This window comes from Mesorhizobium sp. B1-1-1 (assembly GCF_006442955.1).
GTDB lineage: Bacteria > Pseudomonadota > Alphaproteobacteria > Rhizobiales > Rhizobiaceae > Mesorhizobium.
Window position 1 is genome coordinate 237,694 of the sequence record NZ_VFWW01000002.1, and the last position, 11,399, is coordinate 249,092.

Here is an 11,399-nt window from a genome sequence, read left to right on the forward strand (position 1 = left end):
CGTGCTCGACGCCGCCCGGCGTCGTCCCGGAGCATGGCCAAAATGGCATCCACGCCGGCCTCGCCATTCGCGGTCAGTCCCACAGCCATTTCCACACGCGGAACTGACGGCGGCTGACGCCGCAATCGCGCATCAGCTGCTTCGTGCAAGCGCGCTGATGCTGTCGAGCAGCGGCTGTTGGTCGCCGACCCAAAACCAGTGGTCGTCACCGGCGACCTCGATGAACCGCGCGCCCGGGATCCCGGCGGCCAGGAGCCGCCCTGCCTCGACGCGCACGGCGCGGTCGCCGGACCGGTGCAGGACCACCGTCGGGGCCGAGACTTTTGCGAGCAGGGAACGGACATCGGTATCACGCAGCGCTTCGAGCAGACCCGCGACCGCGCCGGGGCTGGAGGCTGCCCTGAGCAATCCCGCCCACCAGGTCTCCGCCTGGCGGTCTCCGGAGAGGCTGGGGGCGAAGGTCTCGATTTCCGCCGGGCCGCCCCAGCCGGCGATCAGCCGCTGCTTCCACAGATCGTATTGCGCGGCGGTCAAGGCGAAGGGATAGTCCGACGCGCGGCTGCCTTTCGCGAGCGAGCCCCACAGGACAAGGCCGATGAGCCGATCCGGATGATCGAGGGCGAAACGGACACAACCCGGCCCGCCTTCCGAGGCGCCGATGAGCAAGGCGCGGCTGCTGCCGGCCGCGTTCATGACTGCCAGAATATCCTGCGTTGTCGTTTCGACTGTGGCACGGACACCGACACGGTCGGAAAGTCCCATGCCGCGCCGGTCGAACAGGATCAGGCGGCCCAAGCGCGAAACCGCTGATATCCAGGCGCGGCAGCGTCTGTCTTCCCAGATACGCTCGACATGCGAAATGAAGCCGGGAACAAGCACGATGTCCGTCGGTCCGCTGCCGACGATCTGATAGGCGAGATGGATGCCGTCTACTTCGACGTAGCGCGTCCTGGGCACGTCCAAAGTGACATCTTGAGTTGGCTCCCGCACCAGGGCAAGCGTGGCCGGGTCCGGCGCTACGCCGAGTTCGTCTCGTAACAGCCGGACACAGCTTTCGGCCTGGCGCTCGGCTGCCGCCCTGTCCCCGGCCGCCAGGTGGGCGCGGATCAGGTGACGGTGCGCACTTTCGCTCAAGGGGTCGAGTGCCGCCAGGCGCGTCGCATGCACGACCGCGCTGCGTGGTTCGCCGCCGGCGATCTTCGCTTCGATGGTACGCTCCAGCGTCTGCACCAGTCGGCTACGCAAGGCCTCGCGCCTGAAAAAGACCCACTCGTCGAATTCCGAACAATCCCGAAGGGAGAAGCCGCCGAGATAGTCGCCCTTATAGATGTCGGACGCCTCATCGAGAGGGCCGACATTGCAGGCATGCTCGAAAACCTTGGAGTCGAGCTCGACGAAAAGCGCCGAGTGTAGGCTGAGGGATGCCCCCGTGGCGGCGATGACCTCCGTGCCGAACGCGATGCGAATTTTATGCAGTGTGCGCCGAAGGCGTGCTCGTGCGGCTTCTTCGTCGGCTTCGGGCCACAGAAGCGTGGCGGCGACCTCGCGCGCCACGGGCCCGCCGGCCTCGGCGACATAGATGAGGAGCGCGGCCGCCTTGCGCAAGGCGAGCTCCACGGGCTGCCCGTTCAGACGGAACTCCGGAAACCCCAGAAGTCGGAACTCCAATCTTTCCATCGACCCGTACGCGGCCGAGCGGAGACGTTCAGGGGACGCCGGCCTTCTATCCATCCCACGACGGCGGGCCGATCGGGCCCGATCAGGAGACTCCTTGGAGCGAGAAATGTCACCGGTCAATACTCTCAGCCAGCATTGCACGTCCGAGGCCATTGCCGGGGGTGGCGTTCCCATCGGCGTCAAGAACGCAGGGAAAGGAGGCTGAGACATGTGCCAATCCTGTCTCTCCTGGTACGCACGTTGCATTGCTCCCTACCTCGTCCACGCCGGCTGTTCGGCAAACGTGTTCGCGCGCATGCGAAGGCGCCTGATCCCGCGGGCGCAGGGCATTGTCGTCGAAGTCGGCTTCGGGTCCGGCCTGAACCTTCCCTATTACGACGCCGCCAGGGTGGAGCGGCTGGTCGGCATCGATCCCGACGGCACGATGCTTGGCCTGGCCGAACCGAAGATCCGTTCCCTGCCGTTCGACGTCGACTGCATCCGGGCCAGCGGCGAAAGGCTGCCCTTGATCGACGGCCTCGCCGACACGGTCGTCGTCACCTATGCCTTCTGCACCATTCCCGACCCTGACGCGGCGCTGACCGAGATCCGCCGCATATTGAAACCTATGGGCCGGCTGATCTTCATCGAGCACGGCCAGGCCGAGGGGCCGCGCGGCCGCAGATGGCAGGAGCGGATGAACAAGCCGTGGGGACAGATCGCCGGCGGCTGTCATCTCAACCGCCAACCGCTGCACTTGATCCGAGAGGCGGGCTTCCGCATCGTTGAAGAGGAGCGCGGGCGGTTCCCGCTGCCCTTCTGGCAATTGGGAAGCCACTACGCCGGCGTCGCGGTGCTCCGACAGGGTGACGGGCCATCACCCCAGGCCAGATCGTGCATTACGAGGTCCCACGCACATCCGCTTCCGCGCGGAATTGCCGATGACGGTCGTCGGCATCCCGTTCCTGATGCGCGAGGTCACAGAAGATGGCGTGAGGGACAGCTTCTCGCACCGGAGTTAGCCGACATTCAAACCGCGTGCATCCACGTCTCAGATGGGGCTTTGCAACCCTTCTGTTATCAGCGTTCCGATCATTGAATCATAAACCGCGAGCTGAACGGCAGGCTGGCTGCGCCGACGGCTTTCGGGCTGATGGTCACCCGCGCTGGCAACGCTTGGACAGCGGCAAATTCCCGGCCGATATCGGCGCACAAGGCCTTGGCGATTTTCTGCGGCGCATAGCTGGACAGGAGGACCGTCCTGAACTCGACAAACTGGGTCAGCGCCGAGATCGATGCTTTCAGGCGGTTTGAGCATTCCCCCAGCCATTCGGTGTAGGCCTCTCCAAGATCAGGCCACTCAGGGCTGCTGCTCCAGATGATTTCGGACGAGCGTCCGCGCATGGCCAGTTCGCTTTCCAGGCGCATGAGGCCATGATCGAAGCTGGCACTGGAGTTTCCCTTATAGATCTGGTGGTTGAGGATGAGCCTGCTCTGCAGCCTAGCTCCGAGATAGAAGAACAAATAGTCGTTCAGCGGCTTTGCGACGCCGAACATGCTCTCGCCGCCGGCCGCCGCGGTGATGTCGTTCTGGACGAAGACCGGCAGCTTGATCTGCTCTTCGATCTCGCTTTGCAAAGCCTTCAGGGACGTGCTCGATCCGTTGCCGGTTGCAGCCATGGCGTCGACCTCATCGGGAACGGCCAGCCCGATACCCGCGACCCGGCTGCGCGCCTCGACCGGCAGGCTCGTCATGGCTTGCCTGATCGTCGCAAGCAAATCGTTGTTTTGCGGAAACGGATTGGCTTCATCCGCGGGCAACTGCGTGTGGAAGCGCACGGTGCCGATGAAGTCGATGAGCGCGATGTCGATCCTGCGCCGGCTGAAGCCGACGCCGACCGCGTAGGCACCTTCCGGGTTGAGTGAAAGCGGGATGGTGGGGGGCCCGACACGGCCGCGCTGCGCCTCGCCCTGCGAGACCAGCCCTTCCTGTTCGAGGGAGCGGACGATGACCGAGGCCGTCTGCGCCGACAGACCGGTCTTCTCGCCGATTTCCATCCGCGATATGCCCTCGTTCTGAAGCAGCAGCGACAGCACCAGACGCTCGTTGTAGCTGCGCACGCTCAACGCGTTCAGCCCGCTCGCACGATCGGCGATGCGCAAGGGATTGGGTGGTGCAAACCTCATGTCAGGCAAGGGTCGCCCCATCGGTAAGAGCGCATTGCCGGGCGGCGGTATGGTTGCTCATGTCGAGCGGCTCCAGCCGATCGCATCGACCGCGCGGGCGAGTGCGATGCCAAGCAGTCTGTGCGCTTCGGCATCGATGTGAAATCCGTCCGCTTCGCTGCAGGACACCACCGAGCCAGCATCGAAAAAGTGCAGTTCGAGCGAATCCGCCAGCACCTCGAACTCGAGCGCCAGCAGCCGCGATTTCTCCGGTGCGCCGGCGAAGATGGACTTCCACTCCTTGACGTCGTCCTGCATCGGCGGCGGTGCGACGATCATGATTTCGGGTGTGGTGCCGCCCGGACCGGGCGCCAGTTCCTTGATGTCGTAGACAAGGCAGCCGATGCCCATAGCCACTTCCGACGGCGGTTTGTTGAAGCGGATCTTGAGGTCATTGGTGCCGAGCATGATGATGACGAGGTCGAGCGTCGCATGGCTCTGCAGACAGGGGCGGAGATAGGTTCTACCGTTCTTGTGTGCCCCCTCGATCGGATCGTCGTGGACGGTGGTTCGACCGCTCAATCCTTCCTCGATGACATACCAGTCGGGGCCTAGCTGAGCGCGCAGTATCCCCGGCCAGCGCTCAGCCGGGCCATAGCGCTCGAGCGGCCCCTTGCCGGGGATCTGGCCGTGCGTGTTGGAGTCGCCGTAGCACAAGACTGATCGCATGATTTTCCCGCCGGGACTGACCGCGCGCCGGTGCAGGACGAGCGCTCTTCATGATGAATAGCGGAGTGGCGAAAGGCAAGCAACGGAATAGTCATTCAACATGACTAACTATTGACAGGTCAAACCCACTATGCTTCTAAAGTGCCCGGAGGAGTTCTCGACCGTCATCATTGTCCAGCCGAAATTGGGCCTCGACACACATGTGTTCGGGGGCGGGAGAATTGCGTGCATAGGTCGGTTCGCGACGACAAGCATGCATCGGGAGAGCGTCTCGCGGCCCGTGCGCGTCCGTACGGCCGGAGCAACCACAAGGAGGAGTTCAATGTTAGGATTGCTGAAAACCGTCTGGCTGGGGATGCTCGTTGTATCAGCGCTTGCCGTAACGTCCCTGGCGCACGCGGAAGATGTCAAGCTGATGGACGGCGTCGCGCCGCGCCCCGACGACACGCGCATGACCGAGGCCGGCGCATTCAAGAAGGATCCCCCTTGGGTCATCGGAATGAGCGACTTCGGCGTCAACGCCAACACCTGGACCGTGCAGGTCGCGCATGAGGCGGAAAATGCCGCGGCAAAGGACAAGCGCATCTCGAAGTTCATCCTCCTCGATGCCGGCTTCGATCAGAAGAAGCAGGTAGCCGATATCGAGGATCTGATCGCCCAGCATGTCGACGCGATCATCGTTCAGCCGGTGACCAGCACGTCGGCCAACGCCAGCATTGCCAAGGCGGTCGCCGCCGGCATCCCTGTCATCCTTCACACCGGCCGCATCGATTCCGATGCCTACACCACCGAAATCCAAGGGGGAGCCGAGCACTTCGGCAAGGTAATGGGCGACTGGCTGGTGAAGACCGTTGGCGACAACGGCAAGATCTGGGTCCTGCGCGGCCTTGCCGGCCACCCGGAAGACACCAACCGCTACAATGGGCTGCTGGAATCGCTCAAGGGCACGCATGTGCAGATCATCGCCGAGGAGCATGGCGACTGGCAGTATGACAAGGCCAAGAAGCTGTGCGAGACGCTCTATCTGAACAATCCGCAGGTCGACGGCATCTGGTCGTCCGGCGCCGACATGACGCGCGCCTGCGTCGATGTCTTCAAGCAGTTCGGCACGCCGATCCCGCCGATTTCGGGCGAGGGCAACAATGGCTATTTCGGCCAGTGGATCACGGATGGATTCAAGTCGATCTCTCCGGAATACAGCCCGGCCCAGGGTGCTGCCGGCGTGCGCGCCGCTGTAGCCCTGCTCGAGGGCAAGCAACTCTACAAGCGCTATGTCTACAACCCTGATGGCTGGGACAAGGACAAGGCCGCGAAATACTATCGCGACGACCTGACGGCCAATGTCTGGTGGCCGAGCGAACTCCCCGAAGACAAGCTCAAGGAATATTACGGCAAGAAGTGACACGCCGTGGCCGGCGGGGAGTGGACAAGCGTCCCCGCGGGCCCTTCCAGTGGTGAAGCGAGGGTTTAGTGGCCAATCTTATCGAGATGTCGCACATTTCGAAGGCATTCGGGGGAAGCAAGGCGCTCCACTCCGTTTCCCTCGATCTGAAGGCCGGCAGCGTTCACGCCCTGATGGGCGAGAACGGCGCCGGAAAATCGACCTTGATGAAGATCCTGGCGGGCGTGTATCAGCCCGATTCCGGCGGGATCTTCATGAATGGGGAAAAGCTCGATCTGAAGTCACCGCGCGCCGCGCTCGATGCCGGCATCTCGACCGTTTTCCAGGAACACTCGCTGCTGCCTAATCTGTCGATCGCCGAGAACATGTTTCTCGGCCGGGAGCCGACGAACCGGTTCGGCTCGATCGACTATTCCGCGATGAACAGCCGAACCGCCAAGGCACTCGGCGAACTCGGTCTCACGCTAGACTCCTCGCAACTCGTTTCCAACCTGACCATTGCCGAGCGGCAATTCGTCGAGATCGCGCATTGCATCCAGGCCGACGCCGGCGTGCTTATTCTCGACGAGCCGACAGCGGCGCTCAACGCGGCCGATGTCGATGTGCTCAACCGCAATATCCGCCGCCTGCGCGATAGGGGAAAGGCAATCGTCTACATTTCGCATCGCATGGAGGAAATCTTCGAGCTGTGCGACACTGTGACGGTGCTGAAGGACGGCGCACTGGTCGGCACCAGAACGGTGTCCGAGATCACCGCAGACGAACTCATCGCCATGATGGTCGGGCGCGAACTCCAGGACCTGTTCCCAGATCGCACGGGCGACAGGGGCGGCGAAATCCTGCGCGTCGAGAATCTCAGGATCACCGAGACATCGCAGCCTCTGTCGCTGACGTTGCACAAGGGCGAGATCGTCGCCCTCGCCGGGCTTGAGGGACAGGGCCAGCAGCGCTTCTTGCGCTCCCTCATCGGCCGCTACCATCCTTTTGCCGGGACGATTTCCATCAACGGCAAAACGCTCGACATGCCGCTCTCGACATCATCAGGCGTTCGCCATTTGCAGCAGCTGAAGGTCGGTTTCGTCCCCGAGGACCGCAAGGAGGAGGGGCTCTTTCTCGCTTTGCCGATCGCCCACAACATCGCCATCGGATTGCATTCGAGGCGACGCGAACTTGCGCCGGCGCGGCCCTATCGAAGCGTCATCGCCCGCATGATGGATGTCATGAACATAAAGGCGACAGGGCCGTCCGCTCCGGTCGGTTCGCTGTCGGGCGGCAATCAGCAAAAAGTACTGCTCGGCCGCTACCTCGCCGCGGATCTCGATCTTCTCCTGGTGGAAGAGCCGACCCGTGGCGTCGACATCGGCGCCAAGTCCGAGATCTACCATCTGCTGCGCGACTTCACCCGCAAGGGTGGCGCGGTGCTGGTGCTGTCGCGCGAGACGATCGAGCTGATCGGGCTGTGCGACCGCATCTATGTCGTCCACCACGACACAATCGTGGCCGAAATGCCGGCAGCACAGGCGACGGAGCACAAGATCCTCGACGCGGCCCTGACGGGCGGCTCGGCGCGCCGGCACTAGGGGCCTTCCATGTATCGTAGCCTGTCCAACATCGTGAGTGGCCGGAACACACGGCAGGGCCAATGGGGTCTTCCATTGTTGGTTGCCTTGCTCATTTCGCTGTGGCTGTCGGTTCAGACGACGCAGTTCGCAACGGCCGAAAACCTTTTCAACCTGGTTGCGCAGGCGATGCCGCTGGTCATCGCGGCGGTCGGACAACTCGTCGTCGTGGTCGTCGGCGGGCTCGATCTATCGGTCGGCTCGGTCATCAGTTTCACGACGGCGGTGCTGGCGCTCGACCAGCCGGCGATCGTGCTGATCCCGGCGGTCTTCGTGCTGGCCGCATTCATCGGGCTGATCAACGGCCTGGCGATCACCCGTTTCAACGTCCATCCAATCATCGCCACGCTATCGACGCAGTACATTGTCCTTGGCATCACGCGCATCTTGCGTCCCGTCTCCGGCGGCACCGTTCCGGAGATCGTCATTGCTGCCGTCTCAGGCAGTTTCCTCGGTATTCCTTATCCGGTCTTTTGGGGAATCGTCGTGATGCTGTTGGCCTGGAAGCTGCTCTACGGATCGCGATACGGCCTGCATCTGTTTGCGATCGGCGGCGGCATCGCGTCGGGGGCCGAAAGCGCTGCCCGCAATTTCGGCGTCTCCGATCGCCGCAACATCATCCTCGCCTATGTGGTCTGCTCCTGTTTCGCGGCCGTTGCCGGTGTCTTCCTGGCCGGGCGCATCGTGTCGGGTGATCCAAATGTCGGGTTGCTTTTCGAACTCGACACGGTCACCGCCGTGGCACTTGGAGGCACCCAGCTTTCAGGCGGAATCGGCAGCCTGCACGGCACGGTGATCGGCGCGCTTGTGATGGCACTGCTGGCCAATGGCATGAACCTCGCCAACGTCTCGCCCTTTGTCCAGACGGCGATCAAGGGCGGCATTCTCTTGGCCGTGGTCGGGCTGCAATCCCGCAAGAAGATGGGGCTCTGAGCGATGACTGCCGTTCTCGCAAACCCGATCGCCCGGCGTCTGCTTCGCATACCGCCGTCCTACTTTGTCTTCCTCGTGCTTCTGGCCACGCTGTGGGTCGCACGGCCGAACATGCTCAACCTCAACATCATGGGCATCTTCATCAGGCAGATCGTTCCGCTCGGCATTCTCGTGCTGGGGCAGCTCGTCGTCATGCGCGTGAAGTCGATCGACCTCTCCGGCGGCGGCATCATCCTGCTGATCAACTATTTCATCTCGTCGGGCAGTTTCCCGGGCGCGTCGCTGCCCTTCTTCGTCGTACTGGCGCTCGCCACGGGCCTCGTCATTGGCCTGTTCAACGGCTTCATGATCGGCATCCGGCGGGTGTCGGCCGTCATAGTCACGCTGGCCGTCAGCATCATCCTGGTCGGACTGGTGCAGTTCCTGTCGAGCGGCAATCCACCCGGCGATGTGCCGAGACTGTTCAACGACCTCTACAACACGAAGTTCCTGTCGGTTCCGACGCCGGTGCTGTTCTGGATCATGCTGACCGCCGCGGTGTGGCTGCTTCTGTCGCAGACAGTGTTTGGTCGTTACGTGGCCTCTGTCGGCGAGAATGCCGAAGCCGCCCATTTTTCCGGCGTGCCGGTCCAGCGCACGGTCATCCTGGCGCATACGCTCGCCGGCCTGATCGCGGCGATCGCGGCCCTGGTACAGACAGGTTCAATCGCCGTCGGCAGCGTGCGCGTCGGTCTCGACCTGCCGATCCTGGCAGTCGCGGCGACGATCCTTGGCGGCGTCGCCTTCGGTCGCGGCGACGGCGGCGTCTGGGGACCTTTCTTCGGCTCGCTGTGCTTCGCGCTTTTGTTCGTCGTGATGACGGTGCTCGGCATCGACGAACCCGGCAAGCTCATCGCCCAGGGCGTCATCATCCTCGGTGCGGCGATCTTCTACGGAGTGCGCGTGCGAACCTCCTGAATCGAAACAAGGCAAGCCGGCACCGGCGTTAGGGCTGGATCGATAGATCTGCACGTTCAGACAACTGCAAACAGATGGAGAAACATGGATGTCACCGCCAAAAAATATCATGTGCTACGGCGACTCGCTGACCTGGGGCTGGGTTCCGGTCAAGGAAGGGTCGCCGACCTACCGCTACCCCTATGATCAGCGCTGGACGGGTGTTATGGCGGCGGCGCTGGGAGCGGGCTACCACATCATCGAAGAAGGTTTGAGTGCGCGCACGACCTGTCTCGACGATCCCAACGATCCGCGCCTCAATGGCGCCAATTATCTGCCCTCGGCCATCGCCAGCCATCTGCCGCTGGATCTGGTCATCGTCATGCTGGGCACCAATGACACGAAGTCCTATTTTCGCCGGACACCCTACGAGATCGCCAACGGAATGGCGAAACTGGTCGGGCAGATCCTGACGAGCGCCGGCGGTATCGGCACGCCTTATCCGGCTCCGAAGGCGCTGGTCATCGCGCCGCCGCCGCTGACCCCGATGCCCGATCCCTGGTTCGAGGGTATGTTCGGCGGCGGCCACGAAAAGTCCAGGGAGCTGGCCAGGCAGTACAAGGCGATGGCGGATTTCATGAAGATCGACTTTCTGAATGCCGGCGATTTCGTCACCACGGACGGTATCGACGGCATCCATTTCACCGCTGGCAACAACGCCGATCTCGGCCGCGCGGTCGCCGACAAGGTCAAGTCTATTCTTGAGCCAAGCCGAGCCAGCACCGCCGCCTGAAGTCGCGACGCCCGCCGGCTTGCGCAACAGGCCGGTTTGCAGGCGTGTCGCATTCTTCCTGTATGCCATTATGGACCCAACGATGAGCCCGGTCCGTAATTCTGCCCAACACGTTCCGTGGCACTTGACCCACTTGCTTTTATGAAGACGAGCTATCCACTCAAGCCGTTCAACAAGCGCACATTCGAGGTTTGCCTGGGCTGATAGCCAGCTTGGGCTCTTCGTCCTTCACACCGCCTGCACCGCCGCCGCCAATCCTCGTATGATCTTCGCCAGCTCCCTGCACTCATTGTGCAAGGTGCTGTTGCGCCGCCAGGCAAAGCAGATCGTGCGCTGCGGCATGGGTTCCTGGAACGGCACGATCTTGAGATCGGGGATAGTGCCGGCAGGTCCCGTGGCCATTTCCGGGATCAGCGTCACGCCGAGCCCGTGCGCCACCATCTGCAAGAGCGTGGTCAGGCTGGTGGCGCCGTAGCTTGCCATCGCCACCGGCCGCACATTGCCGCAGACAGCCAGTGCCTGTTCGCGCAGGCAATGGCCCTCCTCCAGCAGCATCAGCCTTTCCAGCGCCGGGCTTTCAGGCGGCACCGGCGGCGAGGCGAAAGCCGGATCGCCTGACGGCACGGCCAGGAAAAACCGGTCGGGGAACAAAGCCTCGGTCACCAGGCCGGGATGGTCGAGCGGAAGCGCGGCGATGAAAGCATCGAGCTTTTGCGACGCGATGTCCTCGACGAGCGAGGCGGTCACCGCCTCGCGCAGTTCGAGCATCAAGTCCGGGAAATGCATTTTCAGCTCGGGCAGCGCACGCGGCAAAAGGTAGGGCGCGACGGTCGGAATGATGCCCAGCCGGAAGCGCCCTCCCATGGCAGGGCGGCCACGCCGGGCGATGGTCTCGACCTCGCGTATGTCGGAAAGGATGCGTTCGATGCGCGGCAAAAGGGCTGCCGCCTCGTCGGTCATGCGCACCGATTTGCCGCCGCGTTCGAACAGCCGGCAGTTCAGCCGCTGCTCCATTTCCGCGATCTGCGAGGACAGCGCCGGCTGGCTCACGCCTGCAAGTTTCGCCGCACGCCCGAAATGCAGCGTCTGCGCAAGTGCGTCGAAATAATGCATCTGGCGGACGGTTAGGCCTATCATAAGAAAATCCTATTGAAAGGAACAGGAA

10 protein-coding genes are annotated in these 11,399 nt (G+C 63.0%); 6 read left to right on the top strand and 4 right to left on the bottom strand.

Features of this window, described 5'->3' with window-relative positions:
* Positions 1-132 precede the first annotated feature (132 nt).
* Positions 133-1,677: an alpha/beta hydrolase gene (locus tag FJ986_RS04160; RefSeq protein WP_140524781.1), complete on the bottom strand. Its 1,545-nt coding sequence runs from the start codon at positions 1,675-1,677 to the stop codon at positions 133-135.
* Between the two features lie 283 nt (positions 1,678-1,960).
* On the opposite strand from FJ986_RS04160, the gene FJ986_RS04165 reads away from it, so the two are divergent.
* On the top strand, positions 1,961-2,755 hold the full coding sequence (locus FJ986_RS04165) for a class I SAM-dependent methyltransferase (RefSeq protein ID WP_226880421.1): 795 nt from the start codon (positions 1,961-1,963) through the stop codon (positions 2,753-2,755).
* Here the strand turns inward: FJ986_RS04165 and FJ986_RS04170 are convergent.
* Positions 2,749-3,819, bottom strand: a complete 1,071-nt coding sequence (locus FJ986_RS04170; protein ID WP_224646902.1) for an ROK family transcriptional regulator — start codon at positions 3,817-3,819, stop codon at positions 2,749-2,751. The genes FJ986_RS04165 and FJ986_RS04170 overlap by 7 nt on opposite strands.
* Positions 3,820-3,900: 81 nt before the next feature.
* Complete coding sequence (locus FJ986_RS04175) at positions 3,901-4,551, bottom strand: SGNH/GDSL hydrolase family protein (protein WP_140498346.1); 651 nt, start codon at positions 4,549-4,551, stop codon at positions 3,901-3,903.
* Between the two features lie 322 nt (positions 4,552-4,873).
* Between FJ986_RS04175 and FJ986_RS04180 the strand changes: the two genes are divergently transcribed.
* The 5 genes from FJ986_RS04180 (at position 4,874) to FJ986_RS04200 (ending at position 10,234) form a co-directional block, all read left to right on the top strand.
* Entirely contained in the window at positions 4,874-5,953 is a 1,080-nt protein-coding gene (locus FJ986_RS04180) for a substrate-binding domain-containing protein (RefSeq protein ID WP_140524780.1), read from the top strand.
* A gap of 68 nt (positions 5,954-6,021) precedes the next feature.
* Positions 6,022-7,533 carry a sugar ABC transporter ATP-binding protein gene (locus tag FJ986_RS04185; protein ID WP_140524779.1) on the top strand — a complete coding sequence of 504 codons (1,512 nt, stop codon included), beginning with the start codon at positions 6,022-6,024 and terminating at the stop codon, positions 7,531-7,533.
* 9 nt (positions 7,534-7,542) lie between these two features.
* On the top strand, positions 7,543-8,505 hold the full coding sequence (locus FJ986_RS04190; RefSeq protein ID WP_140524778.1) for an ABC transporter permease: 963 nt from the start codon (positions 7,543-7,545) through the stop codon (positions 8,503-8,505).
* 3 nt (positions 8,506-8,508) lie between these two features.
* Positions 8,509-9,462 carry an ABC transporter permease gene (locus FJ986_RS04195; RefSeq protein WP_140524777.1) on the top strand — a complete coding sequence of 318 codons (954 nt, stop codon included), beginning with the start codon at positions 8,509-8,511 and terminating at the stop codon, positions 9,460-9,462.
* An 88-nt stretch (positions 9,463-9,550) separates the two neighbouring features.
* A complete protein-coding gene (locus tag FJ986_RS04200) occupies positions 9,551-10,234 on the top strand; it encodes an SGNH/GDSL hydrolase family protein (RefSeq protein ID WP_140498341.1) in 684 nt (227 codons plus the stop codon).
* Positions 10,235-10,462: 228 nt separating this feature from the next.
* Here the strand turns inward: FJ986_RS04200 and FJ986_RS04205 are convergent, their stop codons facing one another.
* The gene (locus FJ986_RS04205) at positions 10,463-11,371 is read right to left on the bottom strand and encodes a hydrogen peroxide-inducible genes activator (protein WP_140515065.1); all 909 of its coding nucleotides are present in this window, start codon (positions 11,369-11,371) and stop codon (positions 10,463-10,465) included.
* Positions 11,372-11,399: the final 28 nt, after the last annotated feature.